The organism is Amycolatopsis sp. NPDC004772 (assembly GCF_053601215.1).
This window is the reverse complement of sequence record NZ_JBSGBK010000012.1, coordinates 90,560-109,819: the sequence shown is the minus strand read 5'-3', so window position 1 is coordinate 109,819 and position 19,260 is coordinate 90,560. Positions and strand designations below refer to the sequence as shown.

Genomic DNA, 19,260 nt, shown 5'->3' with positions numbered 1-19,260 from the left:
CAGCGGCGCGCAGGGCCGCCAGACATCGATGCCCCGCACAACTCGCAGCCGATTACTCCACACGACCAAGCCAGGTGAGCATGCAGATTCCCACAAGCAAACTGGCGCTGCTCGGTGGTCCACCGACCATATCGGCACCTGGCCCTAACTTCAGCTGGCCGCCGCTCGACGAGCGGACCGACCTGCGCGTTCTGGCGCAGTTGCGGCGTTCCATCTCGATCGACGACGGATCCGGCGTCATCGCCGAACTAGAGACGGCGCTGCAGGACTACTTCGGCGTCCGGCATGCCGTGCTAACCAGCTCCGGGACGGCCGCGCTGCACTCGACGTATGCGGCAGCCGGCATCGGACCGGGTGACGAAGTCATCGTGCCCGCCTACACCGTCCCCTCGACGGTAACGCTGTTGCTTCACCGCGACACCATCCCCGTACTGGTTGATTGCGACGAGACGGGCAATCTGTCGGTGAGCGACGTCGCCGCCCGGATCACGCCGAAGACGGTAGCGATCATGGTGACGCACCTCTGGGGCATCCCCACCGACCTGACCGCGCTACGTGCGCTCGCCAACGAACACAACCTCCTACTCATCGAGGATGGCTCGCACGCTCACGGCGCTGAGGTTGCTGGCCGCAAGGTCGGCAGCGTCGGCGACATCGCGGCCTTCTCCATGAACGGCCCGAATCCCCTTTCGGCGGGCGAAGGCGGATTTGTGCTGACCAACAGCGACAAGGTCTACTACCGGCTCCTGCTCCAGAGCCACTGCAACAAGCGCTGCAAGACCGAGATACCGCCGAGTCATCCTTTGCACCGCTTCGCGGACACCGGCATGGGTCTGAAGTTCGCGATCCACCCGTTGGCGGCGGCCATCGCGCTGGAGCAACTTGAGCGGTTGGACAGCTACCTGATCGGACGCGCGGACGTTGCGAGTGTCCTATCGGAAGAGCTATCCGACCTGGACGGCGTCGCCGTGCCACTGGTCTCCGAAGACGTTCGCCCAGCTTGGCACAACTATCCGCTGACCATCGCCCTCGACAGGCTCGGCGGCGTTCCCATCGAACGCTTCAAGGAAGCGCTCGTCGCTGAAGGGCTGGTCGAAGTCGACCGACCCGGCTCAACCTGCCCGCTGAATCTCCTTCCGCTGTTCAAGGATCCGCGGCCGCTGTTCCCTCACCATCCGTACTTTGACCAGATCAGCTACAGACCGGGTCAATACCCCGTCGCCGAACAGCTCCACGCCCGGATGTTGACGTTGCCGGTCGGGCACCTGCCGCAGGACATGACGCTCGCCCGTCAATACGCCGCTGGCATCCGTAAGGTGGTCGAACTCCACCACGAGCTCGAAGGATGAGCATGGCTGACTCGACACTCCTGGCACATCTCGTCGCCGACGCCACCGAAGAGGGCATCCAGCAGTTCGTCGTCGGCGCCGCGGTGCGTTCGCAAGACGAGATTCTTCTGCTACATCGACCGAGCGACAAAGCGGCAAGGTCGAACCCGGCGAGGATCTCGACGAGGCGCTTCGCCGGGAGGTGAGTGAGGAGACCGGACTCAGAGTCACGGCCATCCAGCGCTACCTCGGTCACTTCGACTACACGTCAGGCAGCGGCAAGGCCAGCCGGCAGTTCAACTTCGCCGTGGACGTCGAGGCGACGAAGCCAATCGAGCTCCAAGAGCACGATGTCTACCAGTGGGCCCGCCTCGATGACGATGTGCCCGTGACCGAGGCCGTCAAGACGGTCATCAAGGCGTACCCGGCACTCGGCGAGGTCGACGAATGGTCTGCTCACGCAGAGCAGCAAGGTTCGCACCAGTCAGGGGAAAGCCCGGACGCCGACGGCGGTGTTCAGGCCAAGCCCACAGGGGTTCAATAGCCACCGCAAGGGGCGTGAGCCGGGCGGGTTCCGGGGCTGCTTCTTTCAGCCCCGGAACCCGCCCTCCTTGTTCGTTCCTGCTTGGATCAGATGAGCCGCGCCCGACCCGCCTGGTAGCGGCTCAATCGCAGCAGCCCGATGAGGCCAACGAGTGCGGTGCCAGTGGCCGCCAGCGCGACCGAACCAGCCAGCAAGATGCCGCAAATGACGATCCCCAGGACCGCCAGCAGCACCACGGATCGCCAGGCGTGTCGGGGCTCGCCGAGCAGGATCTGGCACAGCAGGGCCCAACCCGGATGCAGTCGACCATGCTGCGCGTTGTGCGGCGTGTTCCGGCATGCCAGCTCCAGCACGAAGCCTGGTGTTGCCAGCTCACTGACCGGCTCGGCCGTGGCGTCGAAGAGCTCGTCGAAGCCGACGCAGTCATGATCTTTGCTGAATGTGAGCCGATCGGGGGATCGTCGCTCTGGCATGTCGCCACCCCGCGGCGGTAGCGTCGACATGTTCGTTGCCCTTCTCGATCTATGCGTGTCGGGTGGTGCTCGGGCTACTAAGCGGCTCCCAGTGACAGCTGGGGGCCGCGTCTCACGTCATAGGGGATGCCCCGATGACGCTCTCGCCATCTTGGCGAAGGTCTCGAAGTTACGGCTCGGTAGGCAGCCGATTTTCGCGATTATTCGCCGACAGGTATTTCCCGAACGACGAACGATCCGCGACGTCATCCTGCGTGACTTTGCGCTGGTCAACTACCGCATCAGAGTACGGATCGCCAACCTTTAGAGCTATTTGACGCTCGACAGATAGGTTGTTTTGAGAATAAGTTTGAGCCTAAAACTCTTTCGAGTGAACACTGATGGGAAGCTCCGTACCCCGAGCGGGGCGGCCAGTAATCAGGAAGTGCGGATGCTCGTGCAGGTGCAGCGGCAACTGCACGGACCCGGCACGTAGAGGAAGCTCCTCGCGGCGCGGCCCGCATCTCGAAGCGCCGCCGTTAGACACCGAAGCACTGCCACTGCGCTTGCAGAGGCTTGAGCCAGGCGGCCACCGCGGTGGGCTCGCACGAGGACAGATCGCGATCTGGCTGTTCTCCGACCGCCGGACGCAGCAACGCTGCCGATGGCACTCCGGGCTCGTTCTCGGACAGACTCGAGCAGATGCGTGAACAGACGCCAACTACGACATACGGGTGATCCAGCATGGTGCCGGACCACCGGCCACCGGCGGCGGCCGGGAAGGGCCGTTAGGCTTCCTGCCCGCACCCAACTGACGCACCTGGGGGATGTCGTTCGTGGAAGCCAACACGTTGACGCCGCAGAAACTGTTCGAGCCGCAGGTCCGCTACGTCATTCCGGTCTTCCAGCGTCCATACGTCTGGGACATCGAGAAGCAGTGGGAACCCTTGTGGGACGACGTGCGGGCAGTTGCCGAAGAGCTGCTTGAATCCAGCCAACAGACGAAGCCCTCCGAGGTGACCGCCCACTTCCTCGGCGCCGTCGTGCTTGACCAGCAGCCCAACCCCGCTGGCTTCATCCAGGTCAGGCATGTCATCGACGGCCAACAGCGGCTCATCACGCTGCAGCTGCTACTCAACGCCACGCGTCAGGTCGCGACCAAGCACGGTCGACAACGAGATGCTGCCCTGCTCACCACGCTGGTGCGGAACCCGGAGCACATCGTCGACAGCGATGACGAGATCCTCAAGGTCTGGCCGATCAACGCCGACCGCCCGGCGTTCCAGGCGGCTATGGACGACGATGAGGCCAACGACCAGACTGAGCACCGCGTCAGCCAGGCGATCGTGTTCCTGCGCGAACGCATCAGCAGCTGGGCGCACGACGCCTCGACGGGCGACGGCAGCTCGCCGTCGGATCGGCTACGCGCACTCACCATGGCGCTCGCGCTCAACCTCAAGCTGGTGGTCATCAATCTGGAGCCAACGGATAACGCCCAGGCGATCTTCGAAGCCCTCAATGACCGCGGTGCGCCGCTGCTCGCGGCGGACCTGGTCAAGAACGCCGTCTTCCAGGCTGCGGAACGACAGAACGTGGACGTCGACAAGCTGGATCGCGACTACTGGGACATGCTGTCTGGCGACTTCTGGCGCGAAGAGCAACGGCAAGGCCGGCTGAATCGGCCGCGGATCGATATCTTCTTGAACTACTGGCTGACCATGCGTCGGGCGCACGTCGTGCCGTCCGACAGGATCTTCACCGACTTCCGCGACCATGTGCTGCAACCGGCCGACGACGTACTGACCGTGATGACCGAGTTGCGAGCCGATGCGCAGACGTATCGCCACCTCGCCGACTTCCCGCCCCATTCGGTCCCCGGCACCTTCTACTACCGCGTCATCCAGGTCATGGACATCGCTGCCACCGTGCCGCTGCTGCTGTGGCTGGCCCGTCCAGCGTCAGGCGTTCCGGATGTTGCCCGCGACCAGGCTCTAGCCGCGATTGAGAGCTGGCTCGTCCGCCGCATGCTCTGCCGAGTCAGCATCGCCGACACCACTAACTTAGTCGTCGAGCTCCTCCGCCGGTTGCGTACAGCGAACTCGGCTGAAGTCGGCAAGATTACCGTTGCGTTCCTGACCGAGCAGACGGCCGACACTCGTCGCTGGCCAACCGACGAGGAGGTCATCGACTCACTGCAGCGGATCCGCTTCTACAACGCCATGACCCCCACGCCGCCGCGCCCGCATGATCCTCGAGGCACTGGAAGACAGCTAGCGGTCGCCGAAGACCGAGGAAGCCCACTGCCGCCGCGGCGATCTTACAATCGAGCACCTCATGCCGCAGAGCTGGCAGGAACACTGGAGCAACGGCTACTCCACCGATCCTGCTGCCATCCAGGAGCGCAACCATCGAGTCCAGACGCTCGGCAATCTGACGCTCGTGACGGCGAGGCTTAACCCAGTCATCTCGAACAGCCCTTGGCCACCGACCGCCGGCGCTCCGAGCCCCGAGGGCAAGCGGGTTGGCATTAATGCCCACAGCGTCTTGCTCCTGAACAAGCGGCTCGTCGATGAGCACCCCGACGAGTGGACCGACCAGGCGATCGACGAGCGCACGCTTGTGCTGGGCGAGCGGATCACTGAGATTTGGCGACGCCAAAGCTGACGCTGCCCCACTGCGGCGTCACCCGTCGATCGGCCAGCCGTGATCTATTTTGCGCTGTGGCACCACTTCAGCTGCGCCCGACGAATCAAGGCCCGAACGGTCAGCGATCGCTTGAAGTACCAAACCCCAGGTCAAGCCCGTCAATCTGCATGGCAACAGCTTGGCCGCCCTCGCCAGAACGCTCTGCACCAACCGCGTGCTCGTGAGGCTGCGTGATGCCGCCCCGCGAGATTAGGTCAGTTCGACAGATCCTTCCAAGAGAAGTAATCAAAGGTGCAAGCTGCCGTGTGATCGGGCCCGTTGAGATCTGGTCCACCGAGGACCACCAGATCTAGCACTTCGGCCGGAGCAGGAACCGTGGCTTGTGAAGGAGCACGACCCCCGGTCGATGATCCACCGACAGATACCGGAGCCGACCGAGAGGCATCGATCGCCAACTGATCCTTCAAAACGACTCGATCGTTTACTAAAAAAGTGACTAAGTTACCTGATCGATATACGCCCAACTTGGTCCAGTAGTCATAGTCCCAGCCAGCCATCGACGATCGGCCAACAAAAGGGTACTTCAACGTAGCCTTCGGACTCCAGAGGAAATACCCGGATATCGATTCGTATTTGACGCCGTAGTTGAGTCCATCCCGCAGGAGACCGCCTCCGTTATCGTCTCAGACTGGAGTGATCCCAAAAATGCCACGCTCCTTTAAGGAGCCGAACTCTATCCCGCATGCACCCATGGAAGAACCCGCTTCGGCATGAAACCGAGTTTCGGCATAGTACACTTTTGGCCTATATTCCTGGTGCTTGTCCGCGACTACCGGAAGAGGGTAGTGCACGACACTGGTCCGGTCAGACGAAGACGCCATATAGAGACTTCCCGCGTGGACTTCACAACGACTCGGCTCGGCGAAGCTGCTCGCAAGCGGATCCATAGCCCCATAGTCAGTGCAAGGGCCATCACCGAAGTTAACATCGAGAACACCTTCAGCACCTTGCCGCCAATCATCCAAGCTCGCCGAACTGAGTCGTGGAGTGGCTTTACGAGATTCGTCGATCAAGCGGCCATACCCGGTCTTAGTCAAGAAGAAAAATACTAACAAACAGGCGACAAAGAACCACAAGATGCGCCAAACAGGCCGCCAATAAAAGGCCAATAAGCCCGCCGAGACAAGTACCGACGTTACCGTCAATGCGATCGTCCATGGATTTCGAACGGGCGACCATGTTTGAAACGAAAATACCAGGGGAGAGAATACGACAGTCAGGTACGCCACGAGGACACTGACGCCAGTCACCAGACCAAATGCTAAAGCCCGCGTGACCCGTCTACTTCCCCCCTTGCGCCGCTGCTCCACATCGGTCGGATCATCCGCCGGCGAACTCTCCACAACCTCTGACGCGGACGCCCCAGAGAGCAGCGTGTCGTCAACCGAGCCCGTGCCCGCCAGGTCGCCAACAAGTGGACACTCAGGTAGAGGCGGAGCCCAGTTGACCAGTCCCCAACTCCTTGAAAATTCGTGCTCTGATCCCTCTTCGACCCTCGCCGTCGAGGTAGAACTTCCTTCATCAACCTCGTCTTCTGCCCAATTATCGCCGCCCTCTTCGTGCGCGATCGCCGACGTTGAATCGGACTCGATTGCCTCCAACAGTTCACGGCGTACTTCTTCATCGCGTAGGTGAGCGACAACAGCGTCCACGAGTGCCGCAAACCATACACCTTGATTTCGCTGAGACGTTTTCTCTGAAATGTCACCGAGCCAGTACGCGGCGCGGCGTCGGCGGATCAATAGTTTTGGATGTCCGGCGATGGCGTTCGCAGCCTCATCGTCAAGCTTCTGCTTTTTGATTTCCTCGTATATTTCATCACGTCGCAGACGCATCTCGTTGAACGCATCCGGCTCCGTCAGACCTAAGAGCTCGCACGCCGCTACCGCTAAAAAGATGGGATGCGTCGCCTCGTCCACCGAACCACGCCCCAAATGCGCAAGCGTCTGAGCTGCGAGGTGGCGTGCAACATCGGCCAAGATCGTTTCAAGCATCTCGCCAGCCCCGGACTCCGAGCACGCGCCGACGCCAAGTTCGCCGGAAACGAGAGCCTTCAGAGCGACGCAGTCCCCCAGCGTCCTTGGCGGAACGCCCTTGCGGATCAGCTGGCCGAGTTCATCAGCTGCCGCCTTACGCGACTCCAGCAGCAGCGTTTCTTCCACCTGGAGCACTCCTTTCGCGGGCAGAGCGTTGCCGGATGGGCAAGTCTACCGAGCGACAAGGACGCAACAGTCCCTCTTGTTCCCGTAGTGATGTCGTTTACTATTGCAAATTTGTTATAATTATGTTATATTTAGTTTGGGTCGACCTCCTTGACTTTGGAGGTCATCATGAGTTATGCCACGATTTACAATGCCGTCTACGGCTCGTTCCATGAGTATGCGATTGATCAACCGACCGAACGCATCCGCGAACTCATTGGTCATGAGCCGAAGTATTTGGCCGACTTCATTGAAGCCTGGTTGCTCAACGGCGGCGGCATGGACGTGTGCCACGGTGACTACACCACGTTCCTGACGGCCACGATCGTGATTGTCAACATCTGGCTGGGCGATCCAGGCGTCACCGACTACGTCAAGCACCCTGAGGACGACGGGCAAACACTCGACGAAGACGACGACACGTTTGAAATTATCGAACGTCGCGTGCAACGCGTCCAGCGAAGTGATGAACTCAGCGGCCCTTTCCTCTTCGATCAGTACTACTTCGAATGCCTCCGGCGCCGCGCCGAGCAAATGAAGAAAAGCTAGCAGAACCATCAACACATCGGTCGACCCACCGTGGCCCGCTTCCCTCGGAAGCGGGCCGGTTCATACCCAGGATATGTACGGCTCAGCGCGGACTGTCGCCTCCTGTCGCGTGCTGTCGTGTCCCTGTGTCCGCATGCTCTGAACTGCGCAGACGTCGAGACGCGCCGGACAAGAGCCGACAGCAGACGACTTTCTTGCGGACCGAGCCAGCCTCTGGTTAGCGTTGCATTGCCGATCGGGAGACACCGAATTAGTTCCCATATTTCCCGGCATTCACCTGCAACCAAATCCGAGCCGGAAGGCATTTCTCGTGCTTGAACTTATCCTGTCCAATCGCGGCGTACTCGAGGCTGCCCGCAACAATCGTGCCGCCCTTGAGCGGGCTCGTGGCCTGCACCAGTACGCAGCGCAATCAGTCATGTACGCAACCGACATCCACCGACGATGCCAGGTTCTCGCCAGGGGCGACGACGAGCTGCGAGCCAAGCTCCAGTTCATCCAGGAGAACTACGTCCTGGATGTCGTGTCGACCGGGCACAACCTCGCGAACGGCTACGTGTGATGGACGACCTCATCGAGCTGCTGGTCAAGGTCTTCGTGGCCATCGCGGTGCCGATCGTCGGCCTCATCATCATCGTCCACTACCTGGGGATCGCGCTGCGCTGGCTGCGCGACTTCCTCGCCGACAACTGGCCGTACCTGCTGGCCGGCGGCAGTGCCATCGCAGTGGCTATCGCCGTTGCTCTGCTGCTCAACCTGTGGGTTCGGCAGCTGCTGGCCGTCTGGGCGGTTCGCCGTATCAACCGCAAGGCGATGCGCACCCTCGACGAGCAGTACCGCGCGGCGGTGCTCGAGGTCGATCGGGTCGCCATGCAGCACACCCGTGTACCACGCCCGCCGGACATCGATGGTGACATCGCGCCTGGTCAGGACCAGATCGAAGGTGGGCAGCCGTGAAATACCGCCTGCCTCGTAACCCGCTCGAAGACGCTCGCAAGAAGGCCATCGGCGTGCTGCTCTTGCTGCCGGCCCTCAACGTGGTCGGGGTGCTCCTGCTGTTCGTGCTTCGGACGCAGAGCCACCTGATCAACCTGTTCGCCTGGATCGCGATCGACCTCTTGCTCCTCCGGCTGCTGGTCGCCCTGGCCCGCCGCTGGTGGGAGCGCCGCCACTAGCGGCCGGAAAGGAAGACAAGGTCATGACCAGGCATAACCTGACCGGCCGTGCTCACCAGCGTCGTTTCACGTCGCTCATGAAGCGCTGGCGTCGGATCTCCGAGGACGCTGCCGAGCAGCCAGCTCGGCAGCGGGCCCTGCGTCGTCGGGTGCTCGACGAACTGCGGGCCCTCGACCGTGAGGCCGGCGACCACTTCTAGACACCTACCGAGTGAGGGTGCTGCGGGATTCGCAGCACCCTCACCTGTTCTGGGCGCCGCTGTAATTTCCACGGCTCGACTTTCGCTCGCGCCAGCTCAATAACCAGAGGAGGGAGCTCATCCGTGTATTCGGCAGTTTCGACCGCTTGCGCTGCTCAAGCCAGCCGTCATCTAACCCATCGAAAGGCTCCCTATGAACGATCCCAACAAGAAAATTCGCGTCGTCGGAGAACCACGCCCTGAGGTTGACATCCATCTACTCGCGCAGGCACTCGTCGCCTTCGCTATGCATCAGGTCGCGGCCGAGACGCCCGACCTGAAGCCGAGCGTCGCAGACGACGAACCTCAGCAGGAGGCGTCGTGAAGGCCGCCGTTCTCGTCGCCTTAGCGATCGTGGCGAGCGCCCTGGTAATCCTGCTGGCCATCCTCGCCGTCCGCTGGATCCACTGGGCGCTCTGGCGAGACCGCCTGGTCGCCTACCGGCTGCGTCTACCTGCGGGTTTGCGCGCGGACCACGTCAGCCAGTGGCTCAGCGTGCTGGCCGCTGACACACACCGCTGGCCCGTGAGCTTCGAGCTCGTCGCCGACCACACCGGTATCTCGCACTACCTGCTGATGTCGTCGTCGCACGCCGCCAGCACGCTGGCCCGCTTGCGCTCGGCATTGCCGGGCGTCCGTACCGACGAAGCACCTGACTACCTCGACGCCACGCCGGCCATCCGCGGCGCGACGGAGTTCCGGCTAACCACCCTCGACCGACCGCTGGCCCACGACCGTGCCGAATCCAGCACCACGGCGCTCCTCGCCAGCCTGTACCCGCTGGCCCGAAACGAGACCGTGCACGTCCAGTGGATTCTGTCCGGAACTCGGGCGCTCAGTCCAAGCCCAGATGCGCCGAGCGAACTGGCCAAGGACATGCGCGCGAAGAACGCCGCGGCGATGTTCAGCGCAGTGGCTCGGGTCGTGGTCAACGCTCGCAGCCGCAAACAGTCAAACGCGCTGCTCACGCGGGTTTGCAGCGCCTTTCGCACCCTGAACACGGCCGGCGTCTCGGTACAGCGAAGGATGTCGTCGAGTTCCACCGTCGCCGGTCGATTCACCGACCGATCGCTCCCGCTGACCATCTGGCCAATGCGGCTCAACACCGACGAACTGACCGGCCTGCTCGGCATCCCGCTTGGCAATGTTCACCTGCCCGGCATCGAACTCGGCCGCGCTCGACAGCTACCGCCACCAGGCGATATGCCGCGACACGGCCTGACGCTGGCGATCAGCAACTTCCCGGGCGCCGCGGACCGGCCATTAGTGCTGCAGACCGAAGACCGACTGCGTCATCTGCACCTCATCGGGCCGACTGGTGTCGGTAAGTCGACATTGATCGCCAACTTGGCCCTCCAAGACGTCGAGCGCGGCGATGGGGTCATGGTCATCGACCCCAAGACCGACCTCGTCCGCGACCTCTTGGCCCGTGTCTCCGAGGACCGGACTGAGGACGTCGTCGTCCTGGACCCGTCCGCCACTGACTACCCCGTTGGCTTCAACGTCCTCCAGGTCGGCCACAACGAGCACGAGCGAGAGCTGGTAGTGGATCATGTTGTCCACGTCTTCTCAGAGTTGTGGCGCTCGTCCTGGGGCCCGAGGACCAGCGATGTCCTCCGTACTTGCCTGCTGACCCTGACCCACACCACCGCGAACGACAGTTCGGCCTTCACGCTGTGCGAAGTCCCCGAGCTGCTGCTCAATCCCGCCTTCCGCCGCTTCGTCACCGCGCAGGCCGACGTGCCGGACACTGTCCGCTCCTTCTGGACGGCCTACGAGAACATGAGTGAGGGCGAGCGCGCCCAAGTCATCGGGCCGAGCCTCAACAAGCTACGCAGCCTGACCACCCGCACGCCACTTCGACTCATGCTCGGCCAGAGCACCGGCATCGATCTGACCGAGCTCTACCGCCAGCGCCGCGTCATCCTGGTGCCACTCAGCAAAGGCACGGTCGGCACCGAGACCGCGCACCTCCTCGGCTCGCTCCTCATAGCCGCGCTCTGGCAGACGACCCTCGCCCGGGCGAGTCAGGCCGCCCAGGGCCGTCGGTCGGCTTGGGCCTACCTCGACGAATTCCAGGACGTGGTGCGACTCGGCACCGATACCGAGCTGGCAGATGCGCTTGCGCAGGCCCGCGGTCTTGGGCTTGGCCTCACCCTGGCTCACCAGTACCTCGACCAGCTGCCTCGCCCCGTCCAGTCGGCGGTGCTCGGCACCGTCCGCTCGCAGCTCGTCTTCCAGCTCGACTTCGACGACGCCCGCACCCTCGAACGGCGGTTCGCGCCTGCCCTGGCGGCTGCCGACCTCATGGGCCTACCCGCTTACGAAGTCGCGCTCCGACCCAGCGTGCATGGCCAGACCAGACCGCCGACTACTGGCACCACCCTGCCGCTCCCGGATGCGCTCCGTGACCCCGACGCACTGGCCGAAGCCTCCCGTCAGCAGTTCGGCACGCCCCGGGCCGACGTGGAAGCAGCGCTCAAGGCCCGGCTCGAGACACCACTCGCCTCCCCTATCGGTCGGAAACGACGCGGAGGCGCGGCATGAGGCGCGCCCGCTGGACTGTTGGTTTCGCCGTTGGCGTCGCTGTTGGTCTCGCTCCGCACCTCGTTTCGCATCGACCGACGTCACAACCCCATGTTTTCCATATAGCGCCAGCGAAACACCCTGTCCTTCAGCATGAGGACAACGCATGACTGCCGCACGGCGCCACGGCAATCGAGCCAGCCGAGTCCGAACTGCACACGTCATGGAGCTTGCTGAGACGCTCAGCCAGCGTGAGTGGCAGATCATGGACAGCGCCAACCGGCTACGCCTTGCAACCGGTCGCCAGCTGGAACGACTGCACTTCAGCGAGCTGACCGGCAAGAGCCGGTCTGTCGTTCGGTGGCGGGTCTTGAAGCGGCTGGTCGAAGCCCGTGTTCTGATGCCGCTGTCGCGACGAGTCGGCGGCAGTCTTCGCGGGTCGGCTCAGCTGGTCTACGCCCTGGACGTCGCCGGGGAACGCCTACTTCAGCTTCGGCGCAACCTACGCCAGGCCGACGAGCGCATCCGCCGGCCTGCACCTATCGGGGATCGCTTCGTGCGCCACACGCTGGCGACCAGCGAGCTGTACGTGCAGCTCGTCGAGCAGTCCCGGGCGCGCGGCTTCCGGCTGACCGATTTCCTGGCCGAACCCGGCTCGTGGTGGCCCGACGGCGTCGGCGGCTGGATGAAACCGGACGCTTATGCCGCGCTGTCCTCGACTCGCGTCGATGATCACTGGTGGATCGAGGTAGACCTGGCCACGGAGGCCGTGCCAACGCTCCGCGGCAAGTTCCTCGCCTACCTCGACTTCGTGCACTCCGGCCAGGCCGGGCCCGGCGAGGTGGTGCCGCGTGTCCTGGTGACGGTGCCATCCGAGGCCCGCTTCGACGTCGTCACTGCCGTCCTCGAGCGACTACCCGCACCAGCTGATCAGCTCTTCGAGGTCGCGTTGCACACCCGAGCTGTCGACCTGCTCGTTGAGGAGCTCTGGCTGGCCCACCAGGACGCCGCCAATGGATAGCTCAGCTCGGCCGCGGGACTGGTGGGTCACGGCGGGGATGACGGTCACCGCGGTCTCAGCGGCGGTCAGCAGCTTCTCGGGGCTACGGTCCTTGGCGGCTGCCACTGGCTGGCCCAGCGCGCTGGCTCCGCCGCTGCCGCTCACAATCGACGCATACGCCATGACCGCCACGCGCGTCTGGCTGTCGGGCAGAACGAGGTCGGCGGAGGCTCGTCACTTCGCCCGCTGGAACGCGATACTGGCGATCGCGCTATCACTCGTCGGCAACGGGGCCTGGCATCTCGTCGCCGATGGGACCGTTCCGCTGGGCGGGCCGATCGTCGTATGCGTCGGCGCCGTCCCGCCAGCCGTTCTCGGTCTGCTTTCGCATCTGGCTGTACTGCGCGGCCAGGACGCCGAGGACGCGACACCACCAGTCTGTCCTGATGAGAACGAGCACCAGGACGACGGCGCCACGGTCGATGAAGATGCACGGCTGCTCGAAGCGGCTCGGGCCGCCGACGCGGCGCACCGCACCGCACACGGCAAGGCCATCACCCGGGACGAACTCCGGAAGGTTCTGCACGTCAGTACCGAGCGGACGAGTCACATCCTGCGGCGGCTTCGGCAGAAGTCGCCATCAACCTCAGACGACAAGTGATTGTTGTAAATTCCACTATTCCCAAAGATCGCATTACAGCCAACAATGGGCACTAGACCACCAAGTCATAACAACGAAAGGGTCCACTGCATGAAGCACGACCAAAACAAACAAGCAGACGACACGCCGGTGACACTCGGAGCACACATACGACAAGCCCGCGAGCGGCAGAGAATAACGGCTCGCAAGCTATCGAGCGATCTACATATGCACGGCTCCTACATATCGCGCGTCGAAACCGGATGCTTCAAACAGCCTTCACCTGAGACGCTCCAGCGAATCGCCGAATACCTACGGCTCGACTTTTCGGATCTGTGCGCACTCGCCGGGTACAGCCTGCCCGGCCTACCCGCGTTCGCACCGTACCTGCGCATTCGCTACGACATGAGCGACAGCGATGCACGTTCACTGACCGAACACTTCGAGCGCCTACGTCAACGACACCACATCACCGAGAAGGTAAAGCCCCAACTCAAAGTAGATCAAGATGACAATGAAACCGAAGAACTAAGAAGCATGCGAGAAAGCATCGACTGGGCTGCCTAAGCGATCGGGCTGCCCCCAAACTATCTTGCAGTGGATGGGACAACCGAAGGAAAATATATGAACCAGAAGTCAATCATTCAAGAAGTCCGAAGCATCATGCCAACATCGACGCTCCATCTCCTGGAACGGCCGCTCACCGAGCGAGAAGCCAGAACTGTTGCCGAGCGGCAAGCGGCCAAGCTGCTTGAGCTATTAGAGATCAGCAAGCCCAGCGTCGCGATCGAGCTCGTTATAGACCTACCCGAGATCGAAGTTGAAGTCGTGGCCGGCCTGCCATGGTCAGGTCATACGACATGGCAGCGCGGCCTGTGGCATGTCCAGATCAACGAGAACGACAGCCTGTGGCGCTCGAGGGCGACACTCGCTCACGAGTTCAAGCACATCCTGGACGATCCGTTCCGCGAGCAGCTCTATCCCGGCTGGTCACGCGATGACAGCACACAGCCACCTGCCATGGCAGAGCGAGTCAGCGACTACTTCGCTGGGTGCGTACTCGTGCCAACACCATGGCTGCATCGCGCCTGGCAACTCGGCATCCGCAGTCCGGCCAAGCTAGCGACCTTGTTCGACGTGTCAACGCGCCTCATTGAGGTTCGCATCAGACAAGTCGGCCTAAGCAAAGCTGCGAAGCCCCCAAAGCTGCTGGGCTACATGCGCCAAGCAGCCCCACCTATCGCGGCTTGATCAGCATAAATAACGAAGATCGGAGAAACCCATGAACACTGCTAGCACGAATCTATCAACCACGGGATCCAAGGCTGGAAGCGACGCGCAAGACGGCCTGCTTACCGTTAAGGAGGCCTGCGACGCGTTGCGCGTCGGCCGATGGACGCTATACACCCTTTATCCACTCTGGCGAGCTCACCACCGTCAAGCTACGAAGCCGACGCCTGATTCCCCGTACTGCGATCCAGGAGCTTATTAGGAAACATCAGATTGAGGCCATAACCTGATGGCTGGTCGCAACGCCAACGGTGAAGGGACCGTGTACAAGCGCAAAGGCGGGCGCTGGGAAGCCGCCGTGTACCTGCCGACGGTCAGCGGCCGGACCAGACGGCTGCGCGTCTACGGTCGCACTCGCAAGGATGCTCATGACAGGCTGACCGCCGCCACGGCTCGCGTTCAGGCCGGTCAGCCCATTGCTGACAAGACATGGCGGCTCGACTGCTACCTCGACCACTGGCTCACGGTTGAAAAACGTCGGCCCTTGACCATGCGCCGGCACGAATCGATGGTGCGGCTGTATTTGAAGCCAAGACTTGGCCGCTTCCAGCTTGAGCAGCTGTCTGTGCAGATAGTGCAGGCCTTCATCAACCAGCTCGAGCACGACGAGGTTCCGCTCCCGACGATCCACCAGGCTCGCAAGGTGCTGAGCAGTGCGCTGACCTACGCGCTTCGGCAGGAGATCATCTTCCGGAACGTAGCGCGACTGGTTGAGATGCCGCGCTACAAGCCGAAGGAAGCGGACCACTGGTCGGCTGACGAGCTGTCGAGGTTCCTCGAGGCGGCGAAGTCCGACCCGCTCTACCCGGCATTTGTGTTGCTCGCCCTCTACGGTCTGCGACGCGGGGAAGTCCTCGGCATCCGGTGGCGTGACGTCGACTTTGATCACGGTGTGCTCCGTATCCGGCAGCAGATCCAGCGCATCGACGGCAAGCTGCAGCAGGTCGAGCTCAAGACCGACACAAGCGTCAGAGACGAACCGCTCCTCGCTGTGGCCCGAACGGCGCTTCTCCAACAGAGCTCAACCCAGACAGCTCATCGAACGGCTGCGGGCGACAGCTGGCGGGGATGCAGCACCGCTGACGAACTCGTGTTTACGACCAGATTCGGCACGCCCGTGGAGTCACGCAACCTATACCGCTCGTTCCTGCGGATCTGCGCGGCCAACGGCCTGCGGATCATCACCATCCACGGACTGCGCCATACCAACGCGACGACACAGAAGAGTCTTCAGGTACACGACCGCGACATCTCAGCGATCCTGGGCCACGGCGATGTACGGACAACCGGGATCTACGAACACGTTGACATGGACAGTAAGCGGACCGCTCTCGAAAAGGTCCAACAGCGATTGTTCGCGGGTGACCTCGGGTACACTCGAGAGCGTAGCCGTCAGACTTCGCCGTCAATCCGTGATTTCGTTGTAAAAAATGCTATAAGTTTCTTTGGTGGCTCCTCCCAGACTCGAACTGGGGACACAAGGCTCTTCAGGGAAGCTGAAGCTACCTTAGAAGAGCAGTTGACCTCTATAGAAGTTGAAGGTCGGCGTCGCATCTTCTTGCAGAAACTCGGCTGCATCGCCGTCCACTTGGCCGTCAAGGATCAGCCGCAAACTGAGCCCGTCGCGTCGTCCTGGCGCGACATCGAGCTGCCAGACCGATCGACGAGGGAGGCGGCATGAACCATCGACGACGCAGCGACCGCGGCCCTCCACGATCCCGGATGCGCTCCCTCCTACCTCCGACTCGAAAGGAGCTGGCCTTGCACCCGCTCAAACCGACCATCCGACTTCCACCAGAGAGGCGACGCCATGCGCATATTCACCGACGTTCTCCAAGGCATCGACCTTGGACAACCGCTCCCGGGCGGGCTGAAGCTCGCCGTCAGCTACCTCAGGGTGTCCACGCCCGAACAGGCCGAGACAGACTACGACGCCGAGGGCTACTCCATCCCAGCGCAGCGTGAGGCACACCAACGTGAGGCTCAGAAGCTTGGTGCGGTCATCGTTGCCGAGTTCGTCGACATTGGTGAGTCAGCGAAGACCGCCGACCGACCCGATCTTCAGAAGATGCTTCAGTTCATCCGCGAGCTTGGCTGCATCAGCTACGTGATCATCCACAAGGTTGACCGCATCGCTCGCAACAGAGAAGAGGACGTCGCGATCAACATCGCGATCCGCCAAGCAGGAGCGCGTCTGGTGTCTTGCATCGAGAACATCGACGACTCACCCTCAGGCAAGCTGCTGCACGGCATCATGGCGACCATCGCCGAGTTCTACTCCTCCAACCTCGCAATGGAGGCGAAGAAGGGTATGCGACAGAAGGCCAAATCAGGCGGTACGCCCGGGCTCGCGCCGCTCGGTTACCTCAACGTCCGCGCCAAAGTGGACGGCCGTGAGATTCGAACAGTGGCTGTCGATCCCGAGCGGGCACCGCTGATCCAGTGGATGTTCGAGGCCTACGCCACGGGCGAATGGACCATGACCCAGCTACGCGACGAGCTCGACCGGCGTGGGCTTCGCATCCCGGCGACACGCAAACGGCCGGCGCGGCCGGTCAGTGTCCAGCACATCGACAAGATGCTCGCCAATCGCTACTACACGGGCTTCGTGAAGTTCGAAGGCATCTGGTACGAGGGCCGCCACAAGCAGCTCATCGACCCCATCGTGTTCGACCAAGTGCAAGCCATCAGCGACGCGCGAGCCGCCTCGCGAGAGAAGCCGCAGAAGCATCCGCACTACCTCAAAGGCTCGGTCTTTTGTGGCCGATGCCGCAGTCGGCTTGGCATCACCTACGCGAAGAACCGGCGAGGCACGATCTACCCGTACTTCTACTGCATCGGCCGCACTCGCCACAACAAGTGTCAGCAGTCCGCCGTCCTCATCACCGACGTCGAAGCGGCCGTGGCCGACTACTGGACGCGCGTATCGATCACCGAAGGACGGATGACCGCTGTCCGGCACGAGGTCATGGGCGAGCTGATGCGCCGACACCGGAGCAACCAAACCGACCTAGAACGACAGGAGAAGCGCAAGAAGGACCTTCAGAACCAGCAGGTCAAGCTCATCGAGATGCGCTACGCCGAGGCCATCACCCTTGAACAACTCAAGTCAGAGCAGGAGCGGATCGCCCGAGAACTGGCCGGCACGGAGCAGCTCATTGAGACCTACTCGATGCGCATCGAGACCGTGCTCGCCGCCGTCGAAGAAGCCCTACTGCTGTGCGCGGATGCGCATCGCCTCTACCTAGCGGCACCGCCCGACGTCCGTCGCCAGCTCAACCAAGCCGTCTTCGAGCGGTTCTGGATCGTCGACAACAAGGTCCACGGCGCCGACCTCACCGAAACGTTTGGTCAGCTCCTAGCCCCGGAACTCGACGATCGGCTGGCCGCCGGTGACGGTAGCGAGCTGACTGTGGGGACGGCTATCGAACGACTACTCGGCCAACGGCCACAAGTGGAGAAGACACCGGACCCAGCCGTTGAAGGCTGGCGTCCGCGGGACTTCATCCAGCGTCCAAACGGCCCACTACCCGAAGAAACAACAAACCCCGATCCTTGTCGGGACCGGGGTTTGAACGTCCATACTCTGGTGGAGCTGAGGGGAATCGAACCCCTGACCTTCTCGATGCGAACGAGACGCGCTACCAACTGCGCTACAGCCCCTTGGTCGTGCTCGTAGAGCTTAGCAGTGCCCCACGAGCACCCCACGCAGGGGGGTCACTCGCCCACCGCACGCCGATATGGCCCGGTCCCAGGCTCGTCCAGCTCCTCGAACGCGGGGTCCTCGTCGTCCAGGTCGACGACCACCGCGCTGCGGCGGACGCGGGATGTCGGGGTCGGGCGGCGCTCGACCACCTCGCGGCGGACCGGCTCCACGACCTCGACGTCCTCGACCTCGGCGCGTTCCTCTTCCACCGGAGCCGAAACCGAAGGAGCTTGAACAGACGGGCGCCGCGGCGCTCGGGTGCCGTTGAAGCGGGCGAGCCGGCGCTGGCGGATCTCCTCCTCGATACGTACCTGGCGGCGCAGGTACACCAGGTACCCGACGAGCACGACGTCGATCACGCCGTGCCCCCACCAGGCCAGCGGGAAGACGAAGCCGGCGACGGCGCCGCTGATCACCGCGATCGCGAGCAGGATGACGACGATGCGCTGCCGGAAGCTGTACTTGGCCCGGGCCGCGATTTCGGCGGCTTCGGGGTCGAAGCCGCCGCGGCCAGGCCGGTAGCCGGGGCGGTCACGCTCGGCCCGGCGGCCGTGGGCCGGCTGCGGGAGCGGCTCAGGCTCGGGCTCCGGCTCCTCGACGTCGTCATCGAGCTCGAGCTCGGCCTCCAGCTCGGCGAGGTCGTCCTCCACCGATGGCCGGGACCTCCCGGGATCGTCGGACATGGCGAATTCCTCCCGGTCTTCGTTGCGTCCACTGCGCACGACCCTGGCCGCGAGCGCCGAGTCGGCCGTCCTCGCGACCTGCTGCCGCCTACGCGCGACCATGGGCACGAGTACGACGAGCCATGCCGCGGCGAGCGCGACGATGATCACGGAGCTGGGCATCTCCCGTCACCTCCCCCGATCCTTCCACCACGAATCACGTTAGTCACAGGAGTAACAGA

Annotated in this window: 19 protein-coding genes, 1 tRNA gene and 2 pseudogenes; 18 read left to right on the top strand and 4 right to left on the bottom strand. The window is 62.9% G+C overall.

Annotated features, from left to right (window positions below):
* The first annotated feature begins 80 nt into the window (after positions 1-80).
* The 3 genes from ACWEF6_RS10605 to ACWEF6_RS10595 are packed head-to-tail and all read left to right on the top strand — an operon-like array spanning position 81 to position 1,872.
* Positions 81-1,349 carry a DegT/DnrJ/EryC1/StrS family aminotransferase gene (locus ACWEF6_RS10605; RefSeq protein ID WP_449682722.1) on the top strand — a complete coding sequence of 423 codons (1,269 nt, stop codon included), beginning with the start codon at positions 81-83 and terminating at the stop codon, positions 1,347-1,349.
* 2 nt (positions 1,350-1,351) lie between these two features.
* On the top strand, positions 1,352-1,534 hold the full coding sequence (locus ACWEF6_RS10600; protein WP_449682682.1) for a hypothetical protein: 183 nt from the start codon (positions 1,352-1,354) through the stop codon (positions 1,532-1,534).
* Positions 1,531-1,872, top strand: coding sequence for an NUDIX hydrolase (locus ACWEF6_RS10595; protein WP_449682681.1), 342 nt, complete (start codon positions 1,531-1,533; stop codon positions 1,870-1,872). Before ACWEF6_RS10600 ends, ACWEF6_RS10595 begins: the two co-directional genes overlap by 4 nt.
* 86 nt (positions 1,873-1,958) lie before the next feature.
* Here ACWEF6_RS10595 and ACWEF6_RS10590 read toward each other — a convergent pair whose 3' ends face one another.
* A complete protein-coding gene (locus ACWEF6_RS10590; protein WP_449682680.1) occupies positions 1,959-2,345 on the bottom strand; it encodes a hypothetical protein in 387 nt (128 codons plus the stop codon).
* 806 nt (positions 2,346-3,151) lie between these two features.
* On the opposite strand from ACWEF6_RS10590, the pseudogene ACWEF6_RS10585 reads away from it, so the two are divergent.
* Positions 3,152-3,883: pseudogene (locus ACWEF6_RS10585) on the top strand (DUF262 domain-containing protein); the annotation flags it as partial.
* Between the two features lie 775 nt (positions 3,884-4,658).
* A complete protein-coding gene (locus ACWEF6_RS10580) occupies positions 4,659-4,988 on the top strand; it encodes an HNH endonuclease family protein (RefSeq protein WP_449682679.1) in 330 nt (109 codons plus the stop codon).
* Positions 4,989-5,653: 665 nt separating this feature from the next.
* On the opposite strand, the gene ACWEF6_RS10575 is transcribed toward ACWEF6_RS10580, so the two are convergent.
* Entirely contained in the window at positions 5,654-7,192 is a 1,539-nt protein-coding gene (locus tag ACWEF6_RS10575; RefSeq protein ID WP_449682678.1) for a hypothetical protein, read from the bottom strand.
* Positions 7,193-7,360: 168 nt separating this feature from the next.
* Here ACWEF6_RS10575 and ACWEF6_RS10570 point away from each other — a divergent pair, with 168 nt between their 5' ends.
* The 13 genes and pseudogenes from ACWEF6_RS10570 to ACWEF6_RS10510 form a co-directional block, all read left to right on the top strand.
* Complete coding sequence (locus ACWEF6_RS10570; protein ID WP_449682677.1) at positions 7,361-7,780, top strand: hypothetical protein; 420 nt, start codon at positions 7,361-7,363, stop codon at positions 7,778-7,780.
* A gap of 418 nt (positions 7,781-8,198) precedes the next feature.
* A complete protein-coding gene (locus tag ACWEF6_RS10565) occupies positions 8,199-8,342 on the top strand; it encodes a hypothetical protein (protein ID WP_449682676.1) in 144 nt (47 codons plus the stop codon).
* Positions 8,342-8,737, top strand: coding sequence for a hypothetical protein (locus ACWEF6_RS10560; protein ID WP_449682675.1), 396 nt, complete (start codon positions 8,342-8,344; stop codon positions 8,735-8,737). Before ACWEF6_RS10565 ends, ACWEF6_RS10560 begins: the two co-directional genes overlap by 1 nt.
* Entirely contained in the window at positions 8,734-8,955 is a 222-nt protein-coding gene (locus tag ACWEF6_RS10555) for a hypothetical protein (RefSeq protein ID WP_449682674.1), read from the top strand. The genes ACWEF6_RS10560 and ACWEF6_RS10555 overlap by 4 nt, the downstream gene beginning before the upstream one ends.
* A gap of 77 nt (positions 8,956-9,032) precedes the next feature.
* Positions 9,033-9,155, top strand: a complete 123-nt coding sequence (locus ACWEF6_RS10550) for a hypothetical protein (RefSeq protein WP_449682673.1) — start codon at positions 9,033-9,035, stop codon at positions 9,153-9,155.
* Positions 9,156-9,348: 193 nt separating this feature from the next.
* On the top strand, positions 9,349-9,519 hold the full coding sequence (locus ACWEF6_RS10545) for a hypothetical protein (protein ID WP_449682672.1): 171 nt from the start codon (positions 9,349-9,351) through the stop codon (positions 9,517-9,519).
* A complete protein-coding gene (locus tag ACWEF6_RS10540) occupies positions 9,516-11,741 on the top strand; it encodes a type IV secretory system conjugative DNA transfer family protein (protein ID WP_449682671.1) in 2,226 nt (741 codons plus the stop codon). Before ACWEF6_RS10545 ends, ACWEF6_RS10540 begins: the two co-directional genes overlap by 4 nt.
* Positions 11,742-11,886: 145 nt before the next feature.
* Entirely contained in the window at positions 11,887-12,741 is an 855-nt protein-coding gene (locus tag ACWEF6_RS10535; protein ID WP_449682670.1) for a replication-relaxation family protein, read from the top strand.
* Positions 12,742-12,778: 37 nt separating this feature from the next.
* Entirely contained in the window at positions 12,779-13,381 is a 603-nt protein-coding gene (locus ACWEF6_RS10530; protein ID WP_449682669.1) for a DUF2637 domain-containing protein, read from the top strand.
* A 90-nt stretch (positions 13,382-13,471) separates the two neighbouring features.
* A complete protein-coding gene (locus ACWEF6_RS10525; RefSeq protein ID WP_449682668.1) occupies positions 13,472-13,927 on the top strand; it encodes a helix-turn-helix domain-containing protein in 456 nt (151 codons plus the stop codon).
* A gap of 57 nt (positions 13,928-13,984) precedes the next feature.
* A complete protein-coding gene (locus ACWEF6_RS10520) occupies positions 13,985-14,611 on the top strand; it encodes an ImmA/IrrE family metallo-endopeptidase (protein WP_449682667.1) in 627 nt (208 codons plus the stop codon).
* Between the two features lie 301 nt (positions 14,612-14,912).
* The gene (locus tag ACWEF6_RS10515; RefSeq protein ID WP_449682666.1) at positions 14,913-16,331 is read left to right on the top strand and encodes a tyrosine-type recombinase/integrase; all 1,419 of its coding nucleotides are present in this window, start codon (positions 14,913-14,915) and stop codon (positions 16,329-16,331) included.
* A 129-nt stretch (positions 16,332-16,460) separates the two neighbouring features.
* Positions 16,461-17,504: pseudogene (locus ACWEF6_RS10510) on the top strand (recombinase family protein); the annotation flags it as partial.
* Between the two features lie 733 nt (positions 17,505-18,237).
* Here the strand turns inward: ACWEF6_RS10510 and ACWEF6_RS10505 are convergent.
* A tRNA-Ala gene (locus ACWEF6_RS10505) sits at positions 18,238-18,313 on the bottom strand.
* A 54-nt stretch (positions 18,314-18,367) separates the two neighbouring features.
* The gene (sepX, locus tag ACWEF6_RS10500) at positions 18,368-19,201 is read right to left on the bottom strand and encodes a divisome protein SepX/GlpR (RefSeq protein ID WP_449682665.1); all 834 of its coding nucleotides are present in this window, start codon (positions 19,199-19,201) and stop codon (positions 18,368-18,370) included.
* Positions 19,202-19,260 lie beyond the last annotated feature (59 nt).